At 49.2% G+C, this 26,479-nt stretch carries 26 protein-coding genes and 1 pseudogene; 14 read left to right on the top strand and 13 right to left on the bottom strand.

Annotated features, from left to right (window positions below; all coding sequences use genetic code 11):
• Positions 1-55: 55 nt before the first annotated feature.
• The 3 genes from ACZ50P_RS01265 to fabG are packed head-to-tail and all read right to left on the bottom strand — an operon-like array spanning position 56 to position 2,612.
• A complete protein-coding gene (locus ACZ50P_RS01265; RefSeq protein WP_464132895.1) occupies positions 56-835 on the bottom strand; it encodes an alpha/beta fold hydrolase in 780 nt (259 codons plus the stop codon).
• Positions 832-1,833, bottom strand: a complete 1,002-nt coding sequence (locus ACZ50P_RS01260; protein ID WP_464132893.1) for an alpha/beta fold hydrolase — start codon at positions 1,831-1,833, stop codon at positions 832-834. Before ACZ50P_RS01260 ends, ACZ50P_RS01265 begins: the two co-directional genes overlap by 4 nt.
• 29 nt (positions 1,834-1,862) lie before the next feature.
• A complete protein-coding gene (gene fabG / locus ACZ50P_RS01255; protein WP_464132891.1) occupies positions 1,863-2,612 on the bottom strand; it encodes a 3-oxoacyl-ACP reductase FabG in 750 nt (249 codons plus the stop codon).
• Positions 2,613-2,759: 147 nt separating this feature from the next.
• On the opposite strand from fabG, the gene ACZ50P_RS01250 reads away from it, so the two are divergent.
• The 5 genes from ACZ50P_RS01250 (at position 2,760) to ACZ50P_RS01230 (ending at position 7,295) form a co-directional block, all read left to right on the top strand.
• Entirely contained in the window at positions 2,760-3,767 is a 1,008-nt protein-coding gene (locus ACZ50P_RS01250) for a ketoacyl-ACP synthase III (RefSeq protein ID WP_464132890.1), read from the top strand.
• A gap of 21 nt (positions 3,768-3,788) precedes the next feature.
• Complete coding sequence (locus ACZ50P_RS01245) at positions 3,789-5,294, top strand: acyl-CoA synthetase (RefSeq protein ID WP_464132888.1); 1,506 nt, start codon at positions 3,789-3,791, stop codon at positions 5,292-5,294.
• Positions 5,295-5,358: 64 nt separating this feature from the next.
• Positions 5,359-5,883, top strand: coding sequence for a hypothetical protein (locus ACZ50P_RS01240; RefSeq protein ID WP_464132886.1), 525 nt, complete (start codon positions 5,359-5,361; stop codon positions 5,881-5,883).
• Positions 5,884-5,956: 73 nt separating this feature from the next.
• Entirely contained in the window at positions 5,957-6,601 is a 645-nt protein-coding gene (locus ACZ50P_RS01235; RefSeq protein ID WP_464132883.1) for a matrixin family metalloprotease, read from the top strand.
• A 1-nt stretch (position 6,602) separates the two neighbouring features.
• Entirely contained in the window at positions 6,603-7,295 is a 693-nt protein-coding gene (locus ACZ50P_RS01230; RefSeq protein ID WP_464119705.1) for a hypothetical protein, read from the top strand.
• Here ACZ50P_RS01230 and ACZ50P_RS01225 read toward each other — a convergent pair.
• The 6 genes and pseudogenes from ACZ50P_RS01225 to ACZ50P_RS01200 form a co-directional block, all read right to left on the bottom strand.
• Positions 7,292-7,735 carry an outer membrane protein assembly factor BamE gene (locus ACZ50P_RS01225; RefSeq protein ID WP_464119703.1) on the bottom strand — a complete coding sequence of 148 codons (444 nt, stop codon included), beginning with the start codon at positions 7,733-7,735 and terminating at the stop codon, positions 7,292-7,294. The two genes, ACZ50P_RS01230 and ACZ50P_RS01225, sit on opposite strands and share 4 nt — an antisense overlap.
• Positions 7,736-7,821: 86 nt before the next feature.
• A complete protein-coding gene (locus tag ACZ50P_RS01220; RefSeq protein WP_464132881.1) occupies positions 7,822-8,412 on the bottom strand; it encodes a hypothetical protein in 591 nt (196 codons plus the stop codon).
• A complete protein-coding gene (locus tag ACZ50P_RS01215) occupies positions 8,393-9,079 on the bottom strand; it encodes a hypothetical protein (RefSeq protein WP_464132879.1) in 687 nt (228 codons plus the stop codon). Before ACZ50P_RS01215 ends, ACZ50P_RS01220 begins: the two co-directional genes overlap by 20 nt.
• Positions 9,080-9,397: 318 nt before the next feature.
• A pseudogene (gene secA, locus ACZ50P_RS01210) lies at positions 9,398-11,866 on the bottom strand (preprotein translocase subunit SecA); the annotation flags it as partial.
• Between the two features lie 130 nt (positions 11,867-11,996).
• Positions 11,997-12,479, bottom strand: a complete 483-nt coding sequence (locus ACZ50P_RS01205) for a tRNA (cytidine(34)-2'-O)-methyltransferase (protein WP_464119698.1) — start codon at positions 12,477-12,479, stop codon at positions 11,997-11,999.
• Positions 12,472-13,074, bottom strand: coding sequence for a gamma-glutamylcyclotransferase family protein (locus tag ACZ50P_RS01200; protein ID WP_464119696.1), 603 nt, complete (start codon positions 13,072-13,074; stop codon positions 12,472-12,474). Before ACZ50P_RS01200 ends, ACZ50P_RS01205 begins: the two co-directional genes overlap by 8 nt.
• A 249-nt stretch (positions 13,075-13,323) precedes the next feature.
• Between ACZ50P_RS01200 and ACZ50P_RS01195 the strand changes: the two genes are divergently transcribed.
• The 3 genes from ACZ50P_RS01195 (at position 13,324) to ACZ50P_RS01185 (ending at position 15,583) form a co-directional block, all read left to right on the top strand.
• On the top strand, positions 13,324-13,662 hold the full coding sequence (locus ACZ50P_RS01195) for a P-II family nitrogen regulator (RefSeq protein ID WP_464132876.1): 339 nt from the start codon (positions 13,324-13,326) through the stop codon (positions 13,660-13,662).
• A gap of 30 nt (positions 13,663-13,692) precedes the next feature.
• Entirely contained in the window at positions 13,693-15,105 is a 1,413-nt protein-coding gene (gene glnA / locus ACZ50P_RS01190) for a type I glutamate--ammonia ligase (protein WP_464132874.1), read from the top strand.
• A gap of 70 nt (positions 15,106-15,175) precedes the next feature.
• Positions 15,176-15,583, top strand: a complete 408-nt coding sequence (locus ACZ50P_RS01185; protein ID WP_464132871.1) for a glycine cleavage system H family protein — start codon at positions 15,176-15,178, stop codon at positions 15,581-15,583.
• Positions 15,584-15,630: 47 nt separating this feature from the next.
• On the opposite strand, the gene ACZ50P_RS01180 is transcribed toward ACZ50P_RS01185, so the two are convergent.
• Positions 15,631-16,176 (bottom strand): DUF4383 domain-containing protein, encoded by a 546-nt coding sequence (locus ACZ50P_RS01180; RefSeq protein WP_464119690.1) that lies wholly within the window; start codon positions 16,174-16,176, stop codon positions 15,631-15,633.
• 152 nt (positions 16,177-16,328) lie between these two features.
• Here ACZ50P_RS01180 and ACZ50P_RS01175 point away from each other — a divergent pair, with 152 nt between their 5' ends.
• Entirely contained in the window at positions 16,329-17,216 is an 888-nt protein-coding gene (locus tag ACZ50P_RS01175; protein ID WP_464119689.1) for a DMT family transporter, read from the top strand.
• On the opposite strand, the gene ACZ50P_RS01170 is transcribed toward ACZ50P_RS01175, so the two are convergent.
• Entirely contained in the window at positions 17,197-18,483 is a 1,287-nt protein-coding gene (locus ACZ50P_RS01170; protein ID WP_464132869.1) for a hypothetical protein, read from the bottom strand. The two genes, ACZ50P_RS01175 and ACZ50P_RS01170, sit on opposite strands and share 20 nt — an antisense overlap.
• A gap of 251 nt (positions 18,484-18,734) precedes the next feature.
• Here ACZ50P_RS01170 and ACZ50P_RS01165 point away from each other — a divergent pair, with 251 nt between their 5' ends.
• A complete protein-coding gene (locus ACZ50P_RS01165) occupies positions 18,735-19,382 on the top strand; it encodes a chalcone isomerase family protein (RefSeq protein ID WP_464132867.1) in 648 nt (215 codons plus the stop codon).
• Between the two features lie 14 nt (positions 19,383-19,396).
• The gene (locus ACZ50P_RS01160) at positions 19,397-20,395 is read left to right on the top strand and encodes a hypothetical protein (RefSeq protein ID WP_464132865.1); all 999 of its coding nucleotides are present in this window, start codon (positions 19,397-19,399) and stop codon (positions 20,393-20,395) included.
• A 1-nt stretch (position 20,396) separates the two neighbouring features.
• Here the strand turns inward: ACZ50P_RS01160 and ACZ50P_RS01155 are convergent, their stop codons facing one another.
• On the bottom strand, positions 20,397-20,669 hold the full coding sequence (locus tag ACZ50P_RS01155; RefSeq protein WP_464119681.1) for a peptidylprolyl isomerase: 273 nt from the start codon (positions 20,667-20,669) through the stop codon (positions 20,397-20,399).
• 51 nt (positions 20,670-20,720) lie between these two features.
• On the opposite strand from ACZ50P_RS01155, the gene ACZ50P_RS01150 reads away from it, so the two are divergent.
• Positions 20,721-21,476 carry a substrate-binding periplasmic protein gene (locus ACZ50P_RS01150; RefSeq protein ID WP_464119680.1) on the top strand — a complete coding sequence of 252 codons (756 nt, stop codon included), beginning with the start codon at positions 20,721-20,723 and terminating at the stop codon, positions 21,474-21,476.
• On the opposite strand, the gene ACZ50P_RS01145 is transcribed toward ACZ50P_RS01150, so the two are convergent.
• Positions 21,473-22,411 carry a hypothetical protein gene (locus ACZ50P_RS01145; RefSeq protein WP_464132863.1) on the bottom strand — a complete coding sequence of 313 codons (939 nt, stop codon included), beginning with the start codon at positions 22,409-22,411 and terminating at the stop codon, positions 21,473-21,475. The two genes, ACZ50P_RS01150 and ACZ50P_RS01145, sit on opposite strands and share 4 nt — an antisense overlap.
• Before the next feature lie 103 nt (positions 22,412-22,514).
• Between ACZ50P_RS01145 and ACZ50P_RS01140 the strand changes: the two genes are divergently transcribed.
• Both ACZ50P_RS01140 and ACZ50P_RS01135 read left to right on the top strand, forming a co-directional pair.
• A complete protein-coding gene (locus tag ACZ50P_RS01140; RefSeq protein ID WP_464132861.1) occupies positions 22,515-24,893 on the top strand; it encodes an ATP-dependent DNA helicase in 2,379 nt (792 codons plus the stop codon).
• Complete coding sequence (locus ACZ50P_RS01135) at positions 24,884-26,449, top strand: GIY-YIG nuclease family protein (protein ID WP_464132859.1); 1,566 nt, start codon at positions 24,884-24,886, stop codon at positions 26,447-26,449. The genes ACZ50P_RS01140 and ACZ50P_RS01135 overlap by 10 nt, the downstream gene beginning before the upstream one ends.
• Positions 26,450-26,479: the final 30 nt, after the last annotated feature.

Genomic DNA, 26,479 nt, shown 5'->3' with positions numbered 1-26,479 from the left:
ACCTATTAAGCCGCCCCGGACTAGTTGATATTATGCACCGCAAAAGACTGTGTCCTTAAGAAAACAGATAACTCCGAGTGATGTTCACAAACTTTTCGGGATTTTCAATGTTTGGACAGTGTCCTTGGCCGGCAATACGTTCGAACTTTCCGTTTACAAACAGGCCTGCCAGAGCCTGAGAATCAACCTCAGGTAGAAGGGTGTCATGCTCCCCGTGCAGCACCAAAACTTCATGCTGAACGGTTTTCAAATCACCGCGAACATCAAGCCCATCAAGCGCTTCCAAGACCCAGTGACCCACAGCCTTCACAGCTTTAAAGGCGTCCTCCACCACCACCTGGCGGAAGAAATCCGAATCGGCATTATTATTATGAATCGTAGATCCGATCACCGCAGCCGTCAGATCCTTGTCCAACTTCATCTTTTCAAACGCCGAAATCATGGAGGAATCAAAGGTAATCCCCTGCGCTCCGACAGGGTCCAGCAAGACCGCCTTGCGGAACAGGTTTGGCTCTTTGGCTAACATCAAGGCCGCAATCAGACCCCCGGTGGAATGTCCAACAACATGATAAGGCCCTGGTCCCATCGACTTTAACAACGCGATGAAATCCTCGGCAAATAGATGCAGATTTACTTCGTCACTGCTTTGGGGAGGCGTGCTTTTGCCGCACCCACGGAATTCGCCGTAAATCAAAGAGCCGGAATAGCTTTTACCGGCCGCCTGTCGCTTCCAAATTTCTTCAGCCGGATACCACCAGCGATTGGACGCCAGATTTCCGTGGATAAAGAAAATGCTTTCGGGAACGACGCCGGAAACAACCTCGTGGTGAATCATTCGCGACCCACCGTCACCTGATCCTGCCCACTGCGAGCCTCGCCTCGGAAGGGATAACCTTCGAAGTCACGACCTGTAGAAAGCAATTTATTTCCCGTCACGATTTCATAAACCCAGGAAGCCGTGAAGTAAGGAACCGCTTCGACCATTTTGTGCTCAGAGCCGTTGATATAAAGACGGCTTGCGCGCGCCGCTGCTGGAACCGCATCCCAGTATTCATCCAGAACGCTTGTTTCGATGTACTGATCCTGGCGGGCAATCATCAAGTGCAAGGACTTGGCCGGGATCGCATGAGTCAAATCCACCGGGCGGAATTTACGAATCCCCTGCACCAGACGGAAAGTCGCTTCCAGCTTGAAGGGATTTTCCAGAACCACAGGTTCTGCCTGCGGATAGGTGGCATAGATGATCTGATGCAAGAAATGATCGTACAACTCGTCATCGGTCATTTTGTTAAAAGGGAAAATCTGACGAGTCGCCCAGATCTGGGATTTGATCCAGCGATCCTGTCCCTCCAGAGGACGCGTGAACGGCGCCATCATAATCAGATTCTTCACCAAGGATGGATAAGCGGCGGTGAAGCCTGCGGCCACACCACCGCCATAAGACAGTCCAACAATATTAAATGGACCTTTTAATTTCATTTTCTCAAGAAGGACTTTCAGGTCCTGCACCTGATCCTGCACAGGAATCGGCGCTACAACCGGGGCATACTTCAAAAGCGTCTGCCCTTGCCCGATGGGATCATAGCGAAGAACACCCACGCCTTTGGCTACCAAGACATCAACAAAGCGTTCCCATTGACGGGTGCTGTAAGTCAGTCCGTTAACCAAAACAACCGTTGGCTGCTTTTCTTTCGCCGGAACATAATCCACAAAAAGCTCTTTTTGCGGAGTGATTTGCACAAATCCCTTAACCGCTTCGGCATTCGCCAAAGATTCCAAGGACACAAAGAAACCTGATACCAAGACAAACAAAGCCAAGAACAGAGATCTCATCGAAGTCACTCCTTCAAAAAGTTTATTTATTACAGAACAATACCGCCATCAACACTGAGAACAGTGCCATTGATATAACTTGCCTGCTCGCTGGCAAGGAACAAACAGGCATTTGCAATATCTTCCACCTCACCCAAACGAGCGACTGGAACTTTCGCCGCCATGCCCTCCAGAACTTCCTTCGGCATCGCCTTGGTCATCGCCGTTGCAATAAAGCCCGGAGCAATCGCATTGGACGTAAAGCCTTTGCGGCCCAATTCTTTACCCCAGGTTTTGGCCATACCGATAACCCCCGCCTTGGCGGCAGCATAATTGGTCTGACCGAAGTTTCCATACAATCCCACCACAGACGAAATACTGATGATACGCTTGTGTGCGGATTGAGGATTGAATTTTTCCAACAATGTTTTCGTCACATTGAACAAACCAGTCAGGTTGGTAGAGATCACGGCATCCCAATCTTCGGGCGCCATCTTCGCGAAAGACTTATCGCGTGTGATCCCCGCGTTGTTCACAAGAATATCCACAGCCCACGGCAAGGAGGCCGCCGCCTTGGCAACCGAATCACGATTGCCAACATCGACTTGCGCCAAATGAAGTTGCGCTGAGTGCTGAGAAAGTTCCGCCTTGGCGTTCTGCAAAGCCTGCTCGGAATAATCCCAGATAGAAACATTTCCACCTGCTTCAAGGAAGCTGCGAGTGATTTGGAAACCGATGCCGGAAGCACCACCAGTGACAACTGCATTTTTATTTTTGAAATCAAAAGTAATATTGTTCATACGTCACGAGTACCCCGACTCTCCCCCCACCCGTCAAAGGAAAAAGCACTTTTTCGCTCGGAGTATAGAGTTAATGCTCTATAAAAGTTTTCTTGCCAAAGTGGCAAAACTGATTTGTAGATAAGCGAAATCGCAAAGGAATAAACGATGAACACGACAAGAAAAGCGACCATTGTAGGAACCGGGATGTACGCGCCTGAACGCGTGATCACCAATCAATACTTTAATGATCTTTACAAAAAAGACATCGGAACTTTCTTAAGTGAGCAAAGAAACATCCGCGAACGCCGCTGGATGAATCCAGAACAACGCACGTCCGATTTGATTCTGCCTGCAGCCGAAGAGGCCATGAAAGTCGCAGGTATCACTGCCAAGGATCTGGATCTGATCATTGTTTCGACCGACACACCTGATTACCTTTCTCCCTCCACCGCCTCGGTGGTGGCTTATCGCCTGGGGGCCGTTAACGCAGGAACCTACGACATCAACACAGCCTGTGCCGGCTTCGTGGTGGGCTGTGATATCGCCTCCAAATACATTGCAGCCGACAGCAAGTACAAAAACGTTCTGGTGGTCGGCGCTTACGGCATGAGCAAGTATCTGAACTTCGATGATTACAAAATCGCCTCCTTGTTTGCCGACGGTGCGGGCGCTGTTGTTTTGCAACCCTCCAAGGACAGCTCCGGCTTTATCGACAGCCAAATGTACACTGATGGTCAGTATCATGACTATATGGGCATCTATGCCGGGGGCACGGCCCAACCGGTCAGTCATCAGGTCATTGAAAACAAAGGTCATCTGCTGGCCTTCCCGAAACGCATTCCCCCTGAAACCAACGGGATTCACTGGCCCCGCCTGACTCATCAGATTCTGGATCGTATTAAAAAGAACCCTTCCGACATCCAGCACTTCTTTATCACGCAGTTTAACGTGCAAAGCATTTACGAAACCATGGATCAGTTGTCCCTGCCTCGTGAGCGCGCCCACTACGTGATGGATCGCTATGGCTACACGGGCTCCGCCTCCATCGGCATGGCCGTGGCGGATGCGGCTTACCAAAAGAAAATGAAAAAAGGGGACTTGGTCTTTATGTTGGGCTCTGGTGGTGGTATGAGCATGGCTGCCTTGGCCTTGGAATGGGGCTACGACACATAGTCGTCTAAGCAAGAGGAACACATGGAACTGGATTGGCTGAAAAAATGGAATATGTACTCGCCACAAAATATCGCCATTCAAGATGGCGATACCGGGCGTGAGTTTTCCTATGCACGATTGTTTGAATTGGCAAACAAAGGAGCAAAGCTTCTTCAGCAAAACTTCCACGTTGGCCAAGGCGACCGCGTTGCGGTTTTGGCCACCAATGAACTGGAATATGTGTTTCTTTTCTTTGCCCTGCAGCGTCTGGGCGCGATCATGGTGCCGATCAACTTCCGTCTGACACAAAGGGAAGTCCGTCACATTCTGACGGACTCCGCTCCGAAGCTGGTGGTACTGCAGGAAAACCTGAACCATCTGATTGAAGATCTTTCTACAGATGTGGTTCCGCAAAAGCTTTTCCTGCAAGGCTCTGACAGCTTTGCCTCGGCACTGGAGGCCTTTTCCGACAGTAGCGAAACCGCTTTCCTTCCGACTGAAGAAGATCCCGTGATGATTTTGTACACCTCGGGGACCACAGGAAGTCCCAAAGGTGCGGTGCTGACATACAAAATGCTGTTCTGGAATTCCATCAACACAACTTTGCGTCTGAACATTTCACAAACAGACTGCACTGTGATCTTCCTGCCCTTCTTCCACACTGGTGGCTGGAATGTTCTGACGACTCCGTTCATACATCGTGGCGCCAAAGTGGTGTTCTTGAAAAAGTTCGATGCCGATCAGATTCTTCGCCTCAGCGAGGAACAAAAGGCCACTTTGCTATTTGGTGTCCCCACAACCATGGACATGATGGCTCGATCACCTCTCTTTAAATCTGTGGATCTTAGCCGCATTCGCTATGCGATTGTCGGTGGTGAGCCTATGCCTTTGGAGCTGATAAAAACCTGGGACAAGAAAGGCGTGCCGGTTCGTCAGGGCTACGGCCTGACTGAGTTTGGCCCGAATGTGTTTTCTTTGAATGAAGAAGATGCCATCCGCAAGATTGGCTCTATCGGTTTTCCGAATTTCTATATAGATGCCAAGGTCGTGGATAATGAAGGACACGAACTGGGCAGCAATCAAGTCGGCGAACTGGTTCTGCGCGGCCCGATGATCATGCAAGGCTATTGGAATAACGAAAAGGCAACACAAGAAACCATCAAAGATGGCTGGCTTCACACTGGGGATCTGGTTCGTCGCGATGAAGAAGGTTATTTCTATGTGGTGGGACGCAAAAAGGACATGTTCATTTCTGGTGGAGAAAACGTCTACCCTCCCGAGGTAGAACAGATTCTCAGATCCCACCCCGCCGTGCTGGAGGCCGCTGTCATCGGAGTTCCTGATGAGAAATGGGGCGAAGTGGGCAAGGCATTCATCGTGCGTCAAAAACCCGATTTGACCGCAGAGGACCTGCTTAACCACTGCGCCAAGAATCTGGCCAAATTCAAAATTCCCAAGCATTTCGTGTTTCTAGCCACTTTACCCAAAGGCGACAGCGGAAAGATTCTCAAACGCCAGCTCATGGAGCCTGCTGCCAGTCATTCCTAAGAATTTTAAGTTATACAACGGCCCCCACTAGAGTTATACAAGGTCCTCGAAATCGGAGTTTTGTATGAAAAAATTTATGTTGGGCCTACTTGTAGCCGCAAATTTGATTTCCCTGAACGCCTCTGCTGACAAGCAATTCGTGGGTGCTGATAAGTTCTATGACTTGGTTGCAGAGTACAAATCTGCGTGCATTCAATCTGAGTGCGCAAAACCCTATCGTGAAATTCCAATCTATTTCGACGGTGCTCGCACAGTCCTTATTTCTGATTACGAAGTCAGAAAACTTCAGCAGATTTCCCAGAAGCAGTCCTTTATCTGGATGGACACCGTCCTTCAAGGTGACTTCCATTCTGATGGAAAAACCGTCCTGGAAGAAGTCGTGGCGATCTTCAAGTCTTCCACTCTGGTCGCTTACAAGATCGATTACAGCGAAAAGGCCTGGTACATCGGCACTTGCAAGTGGGATGGCGTAAATGCCTCCACATTGGCAGGCTGCCCGGAAGGCAAGATCCACGAATCTTCCTTTGTTTCTCCAGACTTCAAAACCTTTATCCGTAACACCGACGATATCGCTAAGTTCTACAACTAAGGGCGACTCGTCGAAAGTCGAGTAATCAACACTTGTCAGGATGTCCGAAGGAATCTCGTGTAAACTGACAAGTATGTTGAAATTTCTCGTTCTGCCTCTGACATTGCTCGCTCTGTGCTCTTGCCAGAAAGGGCCCACACTTGGGCCCGGTGACGAGGATCTTTTAGCCAGTGCCGCAGAAAATGACTGCGGCTTCGTGCAAAACTCTTATGGCCAGCGCGTTTCCTGGAAAGGAAACATCCCGGTTCGCCTGAAACTTCACAAAGACTTCCCGCCAGATTACGAAGACGCCCTTAATAAAGCGGCCTATCGTTGGAATGAAGCTGCTGGGATGACTTTGTTTCATTTCGAACGCGGCAGCGACACTCTTCCCAATGCCGCCACCAAAGACAGTCAGAATACGATTCACTGGCATTTGACCTGGCCCAATAAAAACATCAACTATCAGGGGCTGACTTCCCTTTATTGGAAAACCAACAAACTCTATGAAGCAGACGTGGCCATCAACAATCAGTACTTCAGTTACTTCACCGGGACCACTCCGACAACAATCAAAGACGTGCATCTGGAAAGCCTGTTCGTGCACGAACTGGGTCACGTATTGGGACTCAAACATCGCAGCACCGTTCCCAGCGTGATGTGGGCCGTTCTCAATGGCGGATCAGTTCGCGAGACCCTGACTGAAGCGGACCGAACCACAATAAAGTGCGAGTATTAATATGAAGAAAAACCGGACGCCATTACAAAAAATGTCCCGCATGCTCAGCCTGATTCTGCTCATGGCGGCACTTCCTTTTGCTTTGCACCTTTTGGACAAAAAGTTTCTTCCAAAAAGAAATGTGGCCTCTGACGGAGGCCTAAGTGCCGTGGGAAGCCAAAGTGACAACTTCGATCTGTCCGAGGCTTCTCCAGAAGAGTTCCGCAAGGCTTTTAAGTATCAGATCCTTAAGAACGTCGAATTGGATTCCTTTGAAGCCGGTCCCGGCATCAAACTGGGCTTGTTCCTGATGAAAAGTCCCGCTGGGTCCCGCGTGTTTGTGTGTGACCGCTACCCGACACTGGATCTTTATTTTGCCGCGGAAGGTATTGCGATCTCGGGCGAGATTCCCAAGATGGTCGTGCGCATTCCCTGCACCGTCAGCGAAGATCAAAATCATATCGCGGCCTTCCCGATCCCTTTTCAGGAGATCTTCAAAAGCCCGATCAGTCAGTTTGAATTTACAACTTCAGCCCCCGGCATTCGCGAAACTGGTAAAATCTACTTCCGCAATGTGGTGGATGAGTGGCCTCAGGAATGGACCTGGACAGGTGTGAAGTTCTACGGACGAGAAGCCTCAGACACCTTGGAAGTTAACGGCTATGAGGTGATCTCTGTCTTGGGAGAACCGCTGATTCTTCCGGTGGCAAATTAGCGAACCGGCTCAAAGGTCGGCACATAACGGACTTTGTCTTCGCCTTTGGCTTTCTTTTCATATTCTTCGTAAGACTTGCGATGGCTTTCCACTTCACGGGCCAGCATCTCGTCAATCTCGCGATTTTTTTGATCATTGCGCGTGTCCATGGCTATAGCCGTGCGATCTGCCGGAGGCTGCCAGACATCGCCGACATACACGGCATTGCCTTCAAAGAACTGAACTTCTTTTTCAAAACGAATTCGTTTGTCGTAAAAAACATAGGTCCAGCGGTCTTTACCGTGAAAACGCTGGGTGCGGGTGGGGCTTCCCATCAGATTCAGTACGTCATCTTTTTCCATTCCTGGCGTGATTTCATTAAACTGCTTCAGCATGGATGTCTGACAGGCCGTCGTCACCAAGCTCAGCGAAATCAACGGAATAGCCAAATATCGGAGCATACTTCCCCCACTCTTCTAAGGTATCAGCTTCCACCGATCTCTCAAAGTGAGCAACTTTCTTTTGTCTCATTTTGATGCGCAGAAAATTATTTTTTCAAAATGACAGGATCCACAAGGCCAGGCGCCGGCGTTGTCGCTCCTTTGCCAGCCTGACCGTGGGCTTCAGCCGCATCGTGCTGTTGTCTTTCCTCTGGGGAGCTGTATTGGCTGCGAACCTTTTTCAATGTTCTTTTCACAGAGGAACCCAGGCTCATTTGATTTTCCATCTCCTCAATGGACTTCAAATCAATGCGCTCATATTCCCTTTTGGCCGCCACCCCTTTTTCAGGGTAACGATACTTCAGCAACGTTCGCTGTTGATCATATTCTTTCAGATTCTTTTCCATTTCCTTATGCAAGGCGACCATACTGGAGATGATTTCACTGACTCGCGCCGGATCTTTGCTGGTTTGTTTTTCCAGAATCAACTTTTGGATCTCAGCTTCCCCGGAACGAACCTTGGCTTCCAAAGCAGCCACCCGGGCTTGCACCACAACGAAGGATTCTTCACCGCTGCGGACTTCTTTAGCTCCCTCTACCGGAGCCGCTTCCCCACCGCCTTCATTGGCAAAAGCCAAAGAAACCGACAAAAGGACTGTAAAAAAGCTCAACTTTTTTTTAGGAACCAGACAGGACATCTTGCCTCCAGGAAATTTTAAAAGGCAGATATTTAATTCGGTTGATAAGAACAGATGCTTTAGCCGGATTCAGACCTCGAAGGACCAAACGTCCACCACCAATCTGAGACAAAAGCGAAGGCACATCCCAGCCAAAACGGGAATCCGTCATGGCTTCCTTCAACTGACTGACCAGCAAACTGGATTCAATGCCGTCGATCGTCAGGGTATACGCCAAAGGCCCGCTGACCGTATCTGCATTTGCAAAGTCCGTCACATCTGAAAAGTCCGGTGTATCGCTCACCCCTGATGGAGCCAAGGGCTCCGGCATTGCTGGCGACCCCACGGAGTCCAAAGTCTGACTGAAATCATAGGGGGCTTCTTCCACCGCAGGAACCTCACCATGCACTTCCTGATCTTCAGAAGGCGCTTCGTAGGTCATATCCGCTGGTGGCTGCTCCGCCATATTCAGGGCTTCATTGAAGCCCCCATCGAAAGCGGCCGGCGCCTCAGGTTGCTGATAGCCCTGCTCCTGTTCAGGATAGCCACTTTGCTCTTGGAAGTTTTGATCTTGGAAGTTTTGATCTTGGAAGTTTTGCTCTTGATAGTTTTGCTCGACAGAAGCCTCAAAGGACGGAGCCGCCGTCGGCTCTACAACTGGTTCTGGCTCAGGTTCATGCTGAGCCATCTCAGGTTGGCCATTCCAGTCGATAAAATAAACTGCATTGCAATGGGGACAGGTGTAAAGCGTCCCCAGGTGCTTATCCAGAATCTCTACCGACTTATGGCAATTCGGACAAGGGATCAATTATCTTTTTCCCTTCGAATCTTTTTCCAAACGACGACGCTCTTCGCGGTTCATCGGACGATCCTCACGAGGACCGCTTTGGAAAGTCATTTTGCGTTTCGGAGCCTCTTCAGCTTCCGGAATGCTGTGACCGATATCCGCTTCGCTTGGAGACGAGTAATCCAACTCATCCAAGTCAGCTTCTTCCGGACGCAGGCTTTCCAGCACCTGCTCTTCAGTTTGTTGGGCAACCAACTGAACACGCATCACTTTTTCGATCGCGTCTGACTTGATGGTATTGTTCAACGTCTCAAAGGCTTTGAAAGCCTCTTTTTTATACTCAAGCAAAGGATCTTTCTGAGCATAACCACGCAGACCGATACCTTCTTTCAGCTTGTCGATAACATAAAGGTGGTTCTTCCAGTGGTTATCGATGCTTTGAAGCAGGATCATTTTCTGAACTTGCTCAAAGAACGGACCCATGGAGTTCTTCTGACGATCCCAAACTTCTTTCACACCGGCTTTCACAGCTTCAGTCACTGTGTCGGTGTTCACAGACATTGTCGAGAAATCAACTTTGAAACCGAACGTCTGAGCCAGGGCATTGTTCAGGCCCTCCAGGCTCCACTCTTCTTTTTTTCCGTTTTCAGGGATGTGAGTGTCCAGAATTCCGGAAACCACATCGCCCAACCAGTCCAAAGTGGTTCTTTCGATTTCCTGACCCTCCAAAACCTTACGGCGCATTCCATAGATCGCATTTCTTTGTGCGTTCATCACGGAATCGTATTCCATCAGGTTCTTACGGATATCGAAGTTGTGTCCTTCAACCTTACGTTGCGCACCTTCGATGGCGTTAGTCACCATTTTGGCTGTGATTGGTTCATCTTCAGGGATGTTCAGCATTTCCATGATCTTCTGAATACGCTCGCCGTTGAAGATACGCATCAGCTTGTCTTCCAAAGACAGATAGAATCTGGATTCACCCGGATCCCCCTGACGACCGGCACGACCACGCAGCTGATTGTCGATACGACGGGATTCATGGCGTTCTGTACCGATGATGTACAAACCACCCAGGGAACGAACTTCGGCGCGCTCCGCTTCGACCTGTGGCTTCAGCTTTTGAACGGCCTCCAGATACTCTGGAGAATCATCATTACCGACCTGAGTTTTTGCCAGCATTTCAGCGTTACCACCCAGCATGATGTCGGTACCACGACCTGCCATGTTCGTAGCAATAGTCACAGCCCCTTTACGACCGGCCTGAGCGATAATTTCCGCTTCACGTTCGTGGTGTTTCGCATTCAGGACTTCGTGTTTCACACCCTCTTTACGAAGGAAGGCGCTCAACGCCTCGGACTTTTCAATGGATTCCGTACCCACCAGGATCGGCTGACCCTTGGCAATACGTTCTTTGATATCCGCCGTGATCGCCTTGAACTTTGCAAGTTCAGACTTGTAAACCACGTCTTCCTGATCCTTACGCATGATCGGACGATTGGTTGGAATCACGTTCACATCAAGTTTATAGATCTTTTTGAACTCCACCGCTTCTGTATCAGCAGTCCCCGTCATACCAGACAGCTTTTCATACATACGGAAGTAGTTCTGGAAGGTGATCGTTGCCAAAGTCTGATTTTCAGACTTCACTTCAACACCCTCTTTGGCCTCGATCGCCTGGTGCAAACCATCGCTCCAGCGACGACCCGGCATCAAACGACCTGTAAACTCATCCACGATCACGATTTCACCGTCTTTGATCATGTATTCCACGTCACGACGGTACAGATAGTGAGCTTTCAAACCCTGATACACATGGTGCAGGATTTCGATGTTTTGCGGATCGTAAAGGTTGGAAAGACCCATCAGTTCTTCCACTTTCGCGTTTCCGGCGTCGGTCAAAGAAGCTGTTTTTGATTTTTCCTCCATCGTGAAGTGCACATCGCGCTTCAGGTGAGGAATGATGGCGTTCACAGCGTAGTATTTGTCAGTGGAGGATTCCGCAGGACCGGAAATGATCAGCGGAGTACGCGCTTCGTCGACAAGGATGGAGTCACACTCATCCACGATGGCATAGTAGTGAGGGCGCTGAACGTAGTCATTCAGGTCAAACTTCATGTTGTCACGAAGATAGTCAAAGCCCAGTTCATTGTTGGTGCAATAAGTGATGTCACAAGCATACATCTGCTTGCGTTGCTGGTCGTTCAAACCATGAACGATGATACCTGTGGTAAGACCCAGCCAGCCATACAGACGGCCCATGTGTTCGGCGTCACGACGAACCAAGTAGTCATTCACAGTCACAACGTGAACACCGCGACCCGTAAGAGCGTTCAGGTACACCGGCAGAGTTGCCACCAGGGTTTTACCTTCACCCGTTCTCATCTCAGCGATATTTCCACGATTCAGAACATAACCACCGATCAACTGAACGTCATAGTGGCGCATTCCCAACACACGCTTGGAGGCTTCACGGCAGACCGCAAAAGCTTCAGGCAGAATGTCATCGACAGTTTCGCCCTTTTTCAGACGTTCCTGGAACTCTGGAGTTTTGGCTTTAAGTTGATCATCCGTAAGGGCTGCCATCTGAGGTTCCAAGGCATTGATACGATCCACAGTGGGCTGGATCTTTTTCATCTCACGGTCGTGCTTCGTTCCGAACATTTTTGTCAAAATTTGTGTAACCATAGCCTAAGAGGATAGACCCAAATACTTGCAAGCGGCAAGGTAAGGGGGCAATTTCTGGATGCGTCATTGACGCGATTTCATTCGGAATTTTAAAGACTTGGTCGGGTTGAACCCCGACCAAAGCCTTAAACTATCGCAATGGATACTTGAGCTGACGAAGGCCCTCGTAGGCGGCAATGGCGACACTGGTGGCCAGATTCAGACTGCGCGCACCTTCGCCAATCATTGGAATGGTCACTGTTTGACTGGGGTGTTTCATCAGGAAATCAGGGTCCAGACCCTTGGTTTCCTTCCCGAACACGAACCAATCCCCGGCCTGGTATTGAGGCTCAAAATAGGTTCGCTGTGTTTTGGTCGTAAACAGCCAGATACGGCTGGGATCTTCGACGTGTTTCCACCAGTCTTCGAAAGTCTCGTGGCGGTGCCAGGTCAGATGGGGCCAGTAATCCAGCCCCGCTCTTTTCAGGTTCGTATCGTTGATTTCGAACCCCATTTTTCCCACGATGTGCAGCTCGCAGTTGGTGCCGACACAAGTGCGCCCGATATTTCCCGTATTCTGAGGAATTTCGGGCTCAATAAGAACAATGCGGAAAAGTTTCTCTGTATTAGGCAAGGTGTCTGTAAACCTCTTGGCCCAGTTTAGACAGCGCCAATCGACGACCTTTATCGACGATCAGCTCCAGATTCATCAGCTCACGATAGAGCGTCAGATCAATCGGAACGATCTCGCGGCCCGAAGAACGTCCCAGTCTTTGAATATAAGTTGCTTGCTTTTCACTGAGTTTGGAAGTCAAAGCCGGTTGTTCCTGTAAGGAACGTTTCCAGTCTCCGCCGGCAATCACAGTGGCATTCACCGGAAGTTTTAACGGATTCAGGAAGTAAATCCAAGCTTTCACCGGCTCAGACGCACCCTCTGGATGCACATCAATTTCTTCCCTGGAGTAAAGGCTCTTGTCTGGATCAAGGCGGTTGTATCCGTGGAACTCATCCATCAGATTCAACAAAAGATCGGACCCCTTAAGCTCGATCATCTGCCCCGGAACCAGATCAGATCCCCCTCTGACCAGTGCCGGGAAGCCTACTTTCAAACGGTAAGCTGTGGCCTTAACTCGTGCAAATACTGAAGATTCCACGAAATTTTGGATCTTGCTGAAGTGAACCATGCCTTCGCAGAAAGAACCGTAAACGAAAAAACGATTTGTAGTCATTATCCCCCCCGAGTACGACAACAATAGTGATTTTCCGAAAATGAGGTCCCGTGTGTACCAAAAACCACATAGCCCCGCAAGCCGCTTTACGAGAGCTTTTTCTTTTTTTCCAAACAGTGACACTTACTGGAATGCGTTATGCAGAAATTAAAAAAATAAAATGACCTTTTCAGTTTTTGCATTCTTCGGATGCTTTGTTATCCTTTTACAAATCTGACGTAGGAATTCTTTTTCAGAACAAAGAAGTACATGAAAAAAATTGAGGCCATTATCAAACCCTTCAAATTGGATGACGTGGTCGATGCTCTTACTGAGGTCGGCGTTGAAGGGATCACTGTCTCGGAAGTCCGGGGCTTTGGCCGTCAAAAAGGCCGCACTGAAGTTTACAAAGGTGCCGAATACGTTGTCGACTTTCTCCCAAAAATTAAAATTGAAGTGGTTCTTCCGTCTGCTCTGGTTGATAGCGCCGTGGAAGCCATTCAAAAAACAGCTCGCACAGGAAAAATTGGTGACGGAAAAATCTTCGTTATTCCTGTGGAATCTACCCTTCGCATCCGCACCGGTGAGAAGGACGAACAAGCACTTTAAAAAGTTTTTAACCCCCCATGGAGGCTCACGATGACCGGACAAGATGTTTTAAAATTCGCCAACGAAAAAGGCGCAAAAATGGTGGACCTGAAGTTCTGTGACATGATCGGAACTTGGCAGCACCTGACAGTGCCACTGCACCAGTTGACTGACGAGGCTTTTGAACAGGGCTTCGGCTTTGATGGAAGTTCCATCCGCGGCTGGAGAGGCATCGAAGAATCCGACATGATCATCCTTCCAGATCCGTCCACAGCGATGATGGACCCGTTCATGCAAGTGCCCACTTTGTCTTTGATCTGTGACGTCTGCCTTCCGGAAACTCTTCAAGCTTACAACCGCGATCCTCGTCAAGTGGTGAAAAAAGCCATCGCTTACATGCAATCCACCGGCATTGCTGACACCGCTTACTTCGGTCCTGAAGCGGAATTCTTTATTTTCGACGATATTCGCTACGAACAGACCAACAGCTCAGCTTTCTACATGATCGACAGCGATGAAGCTTCCTGGAACACCGGTCGTGACGAGGGTGGCAACAATCAGGGCTACAAGATCCGCTCCAAAGAGGGCTACTTCCCCGCTTTGCCAACCGATTCCCAACAGGATCTCAGAACAGAAATCTGCCTTGAGCTTGAAAGATGCGGCATGCAAGTGGAACGTCATCACCACGAGGTCGCGGCGGCACAAAGTGAGATCAACTTCCGCTTCGATACAGCCTTGAACATGGGCGACAAAATGATGTGGTTCAAATACATCGTAAAAAACGTAGCCAAACGCTATGGAAAAACCGCGACCTTCATGCCAAAACCCATTTTCGGCGACAACGGTTCGGGAATGCACATCCATATGTCCCTGTGGAAAGATGGCAAAAATCTGTTCGCAGGCAACAAGTACGCCGGTCTTTCGGAGATGGCTTTGCACTATATCGGCGGCGTTCTGAAACATGCTCCAGCCCTTTGCGGAATCATCAACCCAACGACTAACTCTTATAAACGTTTGGTTCCAGGTTTTGAGGCTCCGACGAAGCTGGCTTACAGCTTTAAGAACCGCTCTGCAGCGATGCGTATCCCGAATTCAGGGCCAAATCCGAAGGCAAAACGTATCGAGTTCCGCACTCCAGACCCTTCGGCCAACATTTATCTGGCGGAAGCGGCGATTCTGATGGCTGGTCTGGATGGCATTATCAACAAGATCAATCCGGGCGATCCATTGGATAAGGACATCTACGGACTGCCTCCTCAAGAGGCTGCGGCGATTCCTTCTGTTCCGGGAACCCTGGAAGAAAGCTTAAATGCCCTGCTCAACAACTGCAGCTTCCTGAAAAAAGGCGATGTTTTCAGCGACGATCTGATCCAGACCTGGGTTCAGTACAAAATCGACAAAGAAGTTCGCCCAATTCAGCAAAGACCAGTTCCCTACGAGTTCCATTTATACTACGATTGTTAAGCCGCAACGCGGGGATGTGGTGCGGTTCTGCCGCACCACTGGATTAGATCAGCTTAGATAAGGAAAGATTATGGCATCAGACGACGTTAGAAATTTTATGGGCTACCTTTGGGTGCGCCAGGAAGATGGACTCATCACCATCGGCATCAATGAAGACGGCCTTGAAGACTTCGAATCCATCTCTTCCGTGGATTTACCGGCGGAAAATGAGCAAGTGGATGAAGATGTCGTTATCGGCACCCTTGAAACTGATGACGGTCCTTTGGATATTTATACTCCGGTTGCCGGCACTGTGGTTGAAGTGAACTCTCAGGTCATCGACGATCCGTCCCTTATTATGGAAGACCCTTATGAAGAAGGCTGGCTGATTCGCATCGAAGCCGACGAGGACTTCGATGAGGATGAAGAAGACGATGAAGACGATGAGGATGAGGACGAGGACGAAGACGACGATTATGATGATGAGGACGAAGACTAGTCCTTAGAGCAAAGCCCCGGACAGCCGGGGCTTTTTTTATTTTTTCTTTAGTGCCAAGTTGTGCCCTTCGGCGCAATACGATCGAGTTTTCGAGCGGTCAACCAGGCCCCAATCACAAACACCGCTCCGATCAGGATATGCACAACATGGTCTGCGGTCCCCAGTTCCAGATATCCCGGAATCAAACGCCACCAGAACGAATCATAGTCCATAGTGGGTGGAATCATGCTGGTGTTGGAACCAAACAAGAAGCCCGCCAGCCCCAACATTCCATAGATGGCCCCAAAGATGTAACTAAAGCGTTCTGCCGTGATAATGGAGTTTCCCACTCCAAACCACAGAGCTGTGATTCCTGAAACAATATGAATGATGTTATGCCCCCAGCCCAGATGCATTCCAAACAGATTGGGCAGAACAAATCCCGACATTCCCACCAATACGAACGCCACCCCTAACACCATGCACACCCACTGGGCCGGGCTGGTCTCGGATTCCACCTGAACCGCCGGCTTGCTTTCAACTTTTGCAGTTGTGGGCTTACCGACTTTCTCAGGCTGGGGTGTCTTCTCTAGATCCGGTCTTTGCGGTTCCATAAGATGCTCCTTGTTGATTTGCTCTTTCATTATGCCGCCGGATGAAAGGGCGAAGCAGAAGAGTTCTCGAACTTTGACAAGATTCAGTTGATTCTCTGCGAACCCACAAGAAGTGCAGTGACCCCTTCTGGACCTTCTGCTAAATTTCCTCTATGCCAGCAAGATTCGAAAATCTCATCCTTTACACCATCTGCACCGTGATCTGGGGTTCCACCTGGCTTGTCATCACATTCCAGATTGATTCTGCGTCTCCAGTTACCTCAGTCTTCTGGCGGTTTCTGCTGGCAGCGGGAATGCTTTTCACTTTCTGCTTCTGGAAAAAACAGAACCTAAGATACACCCGACGTGAACATCTGCTTTTTGCGGGTCAGGGTATTTTGATGTTCTCGATTAACTACATGCTGACCTATGTGGCAGAAACCATGATCAGCTCTGGTCTGGTGGCTTTGAGTTTTACCGCCTTGGTTTATTACAACATGTTCGGCATGAATCTGTTTTTCAAAAAACCCATCACCCGCAACGTGATCTGGGGGTCAGCTCTGGGCGGGATCGGAATCATATTTATATTTCTAAATGAGATTCTGCATTTTGATCCGAATTCGAAAACCATCTGGGGTCTTTTGGTCGGTTTTCTGGCAACTCTTTCAGCCTCCATGGGTAACATGGTGGCGCAAAAAAGCTATCAGCTGCGTATTCCCGTCGTTGTCACCAACACTTGGGGCATGATGTATGGAAGTCTCTTCACCTTGCTGGTGGCACTGATTTTAGGTCATGATCTCAGCATCCCACTGACCGCCAAATTCCTGGGAGCTTTGACGTATCTGGCTCTGTTTGGGTCTGTTATTGCCTTTGGGGCCTATCTTTCTTTGGCCGGAAGAATTGGAGCGGAGAAAGCCGCCTATACCAGCGTACTTTCCCCGGTGATTGCTCTGACACTTTCCAGCTTTTTTGAAGGCTTCCACTGGACACCTTACATAGTTTTAGGTGTCGTGCTTTGCCTGCTGGGAAATATCCTGACACTTACCAAGCGGGTGGGTTGATTCCCGGAGGAAGGAAAAACACACCCACCTGGTACATGATTGAAATTGTTTTGTCTGTTGTCTTGCGCAGATCCCGGCCCTGAGGGGCTCCGTTATCCACGATAATCATTCCATCGTCTCCAGCAGAGATATACGTATGCCCCGGCGTATAGCCAGCCCCATTCATCATGATGGATCCCAGAATCGGACGATACTTGGTCGCATCCCACGGAACCCACCCGGCCTTATACAAGGCCATCGAATAATTCACCACCGCTGCTGTACTGGACCAGATCAGCTGATTGCCCTTAGCTTTGTTGAAGTCATCGGCCACCCGATACCCGGCGCGCTGATAAGCCTGTCGCAAAAGTTCTGACTGGAACTCTGCACAGGGCACATTCGAAAAGCCATGACGAACAGCCGTGCCTTGGGTTGCAATACTCCAGGCCCCACTGGTGGATATCACACCGGTCTTTTCAAAGTTAATGGACCACTGAGTCGCAACCGCCTTGTCCATCATCAGATAGGACTTCGGTGTCGCCACGGTTCTGTTCACAGCTTTCTTGAGTTCATTGAAAATCGCCTGATATTTGGCGCGCGTTTCAGATTTCATCGTGTCGGGATTTAGGCCCTTGCTAAGTCTTTCCCCAAATCGTTTCATCACTGACGAGGTGTAATTGAACTTCGGCTTGCCGCTGGCATTAAAGTTTTTGATAAACCCATCCCCCAAAGCCGCAGCTGTCACCACGGCGAAGTTCCCTTCCGTCCCTTGCAGATTTCCGACGATCGAAGCAAAAATGAAAAGCCCGCCAGAGGTTTTGTTAATCTCGGCAATCTTCGCTGCCGTAAACTGAGATTGATACTGGGACAAGACCGAGACCACCTTCACCGGATAGATGAAGCCCGTGCTGGAGCGTTCGACTCCACCGCTGGAAGTGCGATAATCCAGATGTTTGACTTCATAGTTCGCCGGAATCTCGATCTGTGTGCCTTCGGGAAGTTCAATTTTGTTTTCCAGAATGCCAGCCTTTTCGTAACGCAAGGTCATGGCCTGATTCAAAAGCAGTTTCTGACTTGCGGTCACCGGAACTTCCGGAACATCCGGCGCTGGATCCAGCACTTCCGGTGTTCCCGGATCAGAATTGGGAACACTTGGTTCCACGACAGAAGCACTTTCATTTCCGCTTTCATCAAGCGCAGGAAAGTCATTGGAAGGCGCACAAGCTGCCAAGACCAGCAGTCCTGCACTTAAAAGAAGACATCGGGTGATTGCTTTGGTTGCCGCCATAGGACCTCCGTTCCCAGAGGTCTTCGGCCGACTCACATTCGAAATTTAATACTTTTTGTAGTGTCCAAATTCTGTTCACCAATTCACTTTCTACTGTCGAATTTCTTTCAGAAAGAAAAAAGCATCTGTTTGTTTACGCGTCCTGTGTCGTGATCCGACCTTACTTGGCGGAAAGATTGATTGCCGACAAATAAAGGGACTCACTCGGCTTTCTCCCGTATCTAGCACGGATCAAGAAGGAGTTTTATTTTATGAGAATCATCGCTTGCGCTCTGCTATCCACTCTACTGACGTTGTCTCTGACATCCAACGCGGCCCTTTTACAAATGGAACAAGGCACACGTACCATTGAGGGAGTTAACATAGCTAAATCCGCACAAGGCACGGTTGACAGCAAAAAGATTGAACTGGGTTCTGTCGGGGCAGGTCTGCGCTGGAAGAAAGTTCTGTTGATGAAAGTAAAAGTCTATGTGGCTCAGCTTCTTATCAGCAGCCCCGAGCGTTTTGTCAGAAAATCAACGGAAGCTCTGAAGTCTTTGGACGACAGCGAAAGCGTGGCTATTCAACTAAGCTTCCTGCGCTCGGTAGACGCCGATACGGTGCAAAGCTCTTTCCGTGACGCTTTAGGCGCCAACAAAGTGGATATGCAAAATCCTTCCATCAAAGCATTTCTGGATGCTGTCCGTCTGGGAGGCGATGCTGATGCGGGATCCAGCCTGACTATCCTGGTGACTAAGCATTCAGACGGTTCAGAGTCCCTGATCTATGAAGACACCGCAGGCCACTTGACCCGTATCAATGGCGACAAAGGCCTTTCTCAAAAGGTCTTCTCAATCTGGCTGGGCACCCCTGCCGACGATGGTGTGGCTTCTCTTAAGAACGACATTCTCAATCCCTAATCATGGATATTCAGATGAAAAAACTATCTCAATTGCTGATGTCTGCAACACTCATCACGGGCCTTGTCGCCTGTGATGCCCAAGATGCCATCGACAGCACCAAGCAGATTCCCGAAAAAATGAATCAGACCAACTCCAAGATGGATGGCATGCTGGACGCCATGAAAACCACCAACAAAGGTGTGCATGACCAGTCGCTGCTGATTCCCTTGGAAAACCTTTTGAAAGAGGAAAACTACGACACCCTGGCTCCTGTTCCATTCAAGCTGATGCCTTTTGGAAAGAAGTTTGCTGAGGCTGCCACATCCGAAGAACTGGTGGAATTGACTTATCTTTGGCTTAAAGAGGTCGATGAGGCCATGCCCGCCAAAGGGATTGATGAAACCACCGGCGAGGAGCTTCCTTACAGCAAGACACAAATCCAACGCATTAATACGCAAAAGATTGCAAAGCTCACCGCCTTGCAGATCATTGCTGGCTTCACGCCGCAGTCGGTAGTGCAAGAAATGATTCAGAACTACGTCATAGGGGGATCCATCGAGGGCGGGCGTCGTTTTGAAGAAACCACCTATTCCTTCCTGATGATGCGAACGATGTTCATTCGCGATGTGCTTCTAAAGGAAAGCATTCTTTCAAAGTCCATCGACAATGTCGGAAAACTTGAAGAGGCCATGAAATACATCAAAAAAATTGATGCCATCGCACGACTGCGTTTTCACGACAAGATCCAGTTCAAATCCCGAGGTCTGGTGGGTTTCGATGGCCGCCAGCTTCCAGCCGATGAACAACCTCAGGAAAAATTCAATCGATCCACAGCACGACGACTGTGGGAGTCTTTGTACGACAAGGCCTCAGCCCAGATGAAGTTGGAAGTCCGCAGTGTCGGAACTTCACCGGAAGAAGATCAAAAGTTGCTGGAAAACGAAAAGAAGCGGATTCAGTACAATATGCAGCTGATTGAGCAGTCTCTGCAGTACTGGAAAAGCCTGCACCTCGAAGAAAGTGAAAGCTAGATTACCGGGTTCGTTTGATAATGTGATAGCCAAATCGCGTGCGCACTGGTTTGGCTGTCACTTCATTCACCTTCAGTGCAAAGGCTGCTTCCTCAAAGTCCATGTCCATGCGTCCCTCACCAAAAACCCCCAGGTCACCACCGAGTTTCGCTGAGGAACATTGCGAATAACGTTGTGCAAGCTCCTCGAAGCTCTTTCCGTCCTTCAGATTTCTGATCAAATCCTCGGCTTCATACTGATTCTTAACCAAAATATGACTGGCTCTGATTTTCATAAGATCCCTTTTAATTTGACCATCCCGGAAAGACTCCTTAAGGTTCTTAATGTGAAAACTGCTTTAATTTTAATGCTAACAAGTCTGACGACTTGGGCGAAACCTATTCCCGTTCGACTGGGGGGATATGAGTTTCCACCTTATGTCATCAACCGCGGCGGCACTTATGAAGGGCTGACGCTGGATCTCATTGCATTATTAAATCAAAAGCAGACGAAGTATGTCTTTTCTTTTGTTCCCACAACCACCTATCGACGATACCACGATATGAAATCGTCCCGCTATCAAATCATGGCATTTGAAAGCAAGACCTGGGGGTGGCCAGCCGAATCTGTTGAAACCTCAAAAATATTTCGCCACGGCGCCGAAGTTTTCATTGCCCATAAAGACAACGCCAAAAGCCAAAAATATTTTGAAAACCTTCACAACAAAACCATCAAGGGCATGCAAGGGTATCATTATGGATTCCTGGGCCACTCCACCAGCGACAAAGCGCTTAAGCGATTCAACGTGGAGTTCACAAATACTATAGATGGCAACATTCGATCGGTCGTAACCAAACGAGCAGATATTGCCATGGTGACCAAAGAATACCTTGAAATGTACCTGAAGAATCATCCCGAAGAGCGAAGCAAGCTGGTGGTTTCCACCAAGTATGATCAACTTTATGATCTGGGTATTCTGGTATCAAAAGGACAACACGTCATCACCGTTGCGGAAATCAATCGACTGATCGATCAAATCGTCAATGACGGCTCCTGGTCAGCTCTTTTAAAGGACAAAGGCATCGAGGAAATGCGAGACTAAGAGTCCTCGTTACCAAAAACCAGCTCAACCGTCATGTAAAGGGCCCATGCCGGAGTAAAACCGTCTTCGCGCGACCAAGACAACGAGGGCGTGGTCTTCAGGTAAATCCACTGCATCGGAAGTCTTTGGGTAAAGGTTGAGGAAAGAACGAAGCTTTCGCTGTACATCGCACTGCCAATCAACTTCGTATTATAACGAAAATCTTGTGACAGGGCCGAGTCCTCACTTAAAGTGCGAATCAGGGACGGACCATGATGCGTATCAAAGTCCCGGTTGGTCATTGCCCAGTTGGCTTCATTGACGAAACGAAATAGCAAATCCCGGGAAATTGCATAGTCCGTCGTCAGTGAGGTGCGCTCTTCCCATTCGTCCTTCTTTGACCAGCCAATCTGTTCAAAGAAAGAATTTTCAAAGTACCCCCATAAAAAATTGCGACGCAGACGAAGACGCGCAAAATAGTTCACGGGGATAGCCACGACCAATCCCGTCTCGCTATTCAGATCCCACAGTCGCTCTTCAGTATCGCCTTCAGAGGAACTCGAAGTTCCGGCAGATCCCGCACCTGGTTTAGGTAACTGGATCTTGTCCTGAACCGCCCTTTCCCAGCGCTTCAAGTTCGGCAGAAAAAGATTTAATGAGGTCCCCGGATCGTCTGCCCCCAAGTTTCCGCGACGAATATAGTAGGTCTGGCTTACACGCAGCGTACTGGTGTTCTTCTGGTCGTCCGCCCGGGCATTGCCAAACAAAGAATCTACACTTTCAGACAGACGGATTACGCGCGAAGACAGCAACTCTCGTGTGCCCTCCAAATAGGCGGTGGCTTTTTGTGCAGAAGTGGTTTGTTCAACGGATTCTTCCGGCAAGGCCTCTGATTCGACTTGAGCCCCCGCAAACGAGGAAAATGCAATAAGAATAACCGGAAGAAGACGCCACATATAAACAAGGTATGTTTCAAGTTGCGCCGTGGGCAAGGAAAACCGAGTTCATTTTAAATTTTTGCTATCGCGTTTAGCAGTGGTTTGTGATTGATTAGAGCCTGTGAGAAAAGTGTCTTTGGATGTCCGACAATTTGCCCTGCCCTGCCCCCGCCGAGGAAGTATTGAGCTGCACTCGGGTTATGGCGCGCCTCCGATGAGTGGTCAGGAAATTCATCAATCCATCCAACGCCGTCGCCAAAAAGAATTTGACGACTACACCCCGGAAAAACGCATGAGCTGCGTGTTCACAGCCGGCCCCTATGAGTTCCATGTCTCAGGTCGTGCGGATGGCATCACCGCCAACCCCGTTCAAATTGAAGAAATCAAAACTGCCTTCGACGTGGAAGAACTATGGCGCAAACTTCGCGCCGATGACAATCATCCTTATATCTGGCAGCTGCGCACCTACGGCTATTTCCACTATAAAGACACCGGCCACATTCCCTTTTTGAATCTGCATCTGGTTTCCTCACGCAATTTCAAATCCATGGATCTGCGTGTGACATTGGATATTGCGCACTACGAACTGTGGCTTGCACTGCGCCTGGAAGAACTGGTGGAAGAAACCAAGGTCAAAGAAAAACTTTTCAAATCCCGTCAGAAGATGGCGGAGGAAATGACCTTCCCGTTTGCCACCCCCCGTCCCGGGCAGCGCGAGCTGATTGAAAGCATCGAAGCTCAGGTGGCCAGCAAACATCCTTTATTGGTTCAGGCCCCCACAGGTTTGGGAAAAACCGTGGGCGTTCTTTATCCGAACTTAAAGGATTCCCTGGCGCGAGGACAGAAGACTGTCTATGTAACACCGAAAAACTCCCAGCACATCGTTGCGGAGGAGGCCGTTGAAAAGCTGCAAGAGCAAGGCAGCAAGCTGCGTTCGCTGACGTTAACGGCAAAAAGTAAGATGTGTCTGAAGGCCGAAACCCTGTGCAATCCCGGTTACTGTGAGTTTGCCCGGGGTTATTACACCAAACTGGCCGATCATGACCTGGTGAACAAGCTTAGCAAAAAACGCAAGCTGACCCAGGAAAAGCTGATCGAGATGGGGAAAGAATACGAAGTCTGTCCTTTTGAGCTTTCCGTGGAAGCCATCGAGCAGGCCGACGTGGTGATTGGTGATTACAATTATGCCTTTTCCCCCCGAAGTTTGCTGGGACGACTGTCAGAGCCTCTTTTAGAATCCGCAGAAAAACCCAACCTGGTGATCGATGAAGCTCACAACCTGCCCAGTCGCGCGCAGGACTATTTCTCGCCTTCGTTAAGCGTGCAGGATCTGGATATTCTGGAATCTGACTTTACTAAACTGCCGGCCACGTTTTCTTTGCAGGCCGGGACACTGATCCGCAGAGCCAAGTCGTTGATTCAGGAGTACGGTGAAGACGGTGGTTCCCGCAAGGTTGACATCGACATTGAGCCTTTCCTTGATCTGGAGAGATCCATCCGCGCCTTGACCACAGAATACCTGGACAGTGAGACCGAAATTATTCAGCGTGACCCGATGTTACGCATGATGAATATGTGGAGTGATTTCATCGCGGCCCTGGACTATCGCGGGCCCGAATTCTTCACGACCTATCAGAACACCCGCTTCAGTGAAATGCTGAAGGTCACTTGCTGTGATGCTTCTGAGCAATTAAAGTTGGCTTATAAAGAATTTAAAAATGTCGTGGCTTTTTCAGCGACACTCAAGCCCTTTGCCTATTATCAGGAACTGCTGGGCTTCCCGAAAGAAAGTCAGACTCTGGAATTCCAGTCCCCGTTTAAGGTTGAAAATCGCCAGCTGATGATCATCCCGCAGATTTCCACCAAGCTGAATGACCGCGCGCTGAACTCCGGCAAGGTCGCTGAGGTCATTGCCAGAGTCACGCGCGTGAAGGCCGGCAACTACATAGCTCTTTTCCCAAGTTTTGAATTTCTGGCCCAGGTAGAGAAGCTGTTACAGGTCCCGCATATGCGCGTTCTGCGCCAGGAACGTGACATGAAACAGCTGGATGTGCAGATCTACCTGGAAGAGTTGAAATCAGCCACCGAGCCAATTTTGCTTCTGGGAGTGCAGGGCGGAGTTTTCTCTGAAGGCGTGGATTTCCCTGGGGATATGTTGATTGGAGCCTTCGTTATCGGTCCGGCTCTGCCAAGTTTTGATTTTGAACGTGAACAGATCCGTTCTTATTTCGACAGTCGCTATGGGAAAGAACACGGTTTTAATTACACCTACGTGTATCCAGCCATGGCGAAAGCCATTCAATCGGCCGGCCGCGTGATCCGCTCTGAAACCGACAAAGGTGTGATTATCCTGATGGATTCACGCTTCTTAAATTCAGTCTATGCCGAGGCTATGCCCAGCGGCTGGTTCAAAGAAAGCCCGAAAGAGCTGGTGTCACAAAAGATCATTTCTGATCTGGAGTCTTTCTGGAAGAGCACGGAGGAAACTTCGTGCGATTAAAAGACCTGCCCGTTTTCTTTTTGGATCTGCAAACCACCGGAGCAAAACCAGGGGCCGCCAATATTCTGGAAATGGCCTGGGCCTTGTCGGATCTTTCCGAAGCTCGCAGTCACCTGGTGGCACAACCAGATGACCAGCCCGTGCCCAAAAGAATCCTGTCTCTGACCGGCATTCGCAGCGAAGAACTTGAAAGTGCCAAACCATTGCCGCAGGTCTTTGAGATTCTTTACAGTGAAATCTCTGATCGCCCGGCAGTCATTCACTTTGCTCAATTTGAAAAGCCGTTTCTGGCGGCCAGCTTTGAAGCCTTAAACCTTCGCGAGTTCCCGGTGATCTGCACCCATGCGATTGCCAAAAGGCTTTTTCCGAATCTTCCGGCAAAAGGTATCAAAGGGCTTGCGGGATACTTTGGTCATGCAGCGGGCGAGTTCAAGCGAGGCCATAGCCACGTGGAAGCCACCCAAGTTATCTGGAAACACTTGCTCGACGAACTTGAAAAACAACACATCATGACGCTGGAAGATCTGAATCTCTGGCTGAATCAGGAAGCTCCAAAGAAGACCAAGTACGAATATCCGATGCCCAAGGAAAAACGACTGAATCTTCCGAAAGTTCCCGGCGTCTATCGCTATCTTTCCCAGTGGGGTGAAATCCTTTATGTCGGCAAAGCCACATCCCTGCACGATCGGGTGAACAGCTATTTCCGCGGGCAAAAAGGCAGAGACTCTTTTAAGCTCGAGATGCTGACGCAGGCCTATGATTTGATTGTGACCCCTTGTCGTACGCCTTTGGAAGCTGCCCTGCTAGAAACAGATGAAATCAAAAGACACAACCCCCGCTACAACATCAGTTTAAAAGCCGGTGAACGCAGTTTGGTTTTCTTTAGCCGCGATTTTCTCTCTATGAGTCCTGAACAGGACGAACAACATTTTATCGGTCCTTTTTCAAACGCTTTAGTTTTTGATTCAATTTTAAAGTTGAATGCGTCTTTGCGCACGGAAGATCAAACATTTGATCCCAATATGTTCTATGAGCCTTTGGATTCCAATCTTCTTAAGGCCGGATTTGAAATATTCTGTGCACGCCATCAAGAATCCATGCAGACCTTTAAATCCATGCGGTCTATTTTTGCCCTGGGCTTATACTTTGTGAAGAATGCTGCGCCGGAAGAATCGACGGAAGAAGAAGACCTGTCGGAGCAGGATAAAGAGACTGACACCTCAGAGACAGAAGATATCGAGGTCGAACTGACTGCAGAAGATATCGCAGATAAGTTTGAGCGCCACTTCATGCGGGCCGCTCAGGCGTATTTGCGGGCACGCAAGCTGACGAAACTTCTGAACTCAGATATTGAATACGCTCTTTCAAGTAAAGGCCCCCGCTATGTTCTTCACTTCAGGAATGGACAGCTGATCGAAGACTCCCCGGCGGACGAAGTAACCTCTTCATCTCGACGCTGGCAGGACTCTTCAGTGTTGACATACGATCGTATGGCCGTTCTTTTGTCCGAGTTAGAACGTGTGCGCTCCAAAAAGGGATACTACATTCTTACTTAGACCCTCCTGACTCTTTCAGAAGGGTCCTGA

The organism is Bdellovibrio sp. CKG001 (genome assembly GCF_055397465.1).
This window is presented reverse-complemented; position numbering and strand designations above follow the sequence as displayed.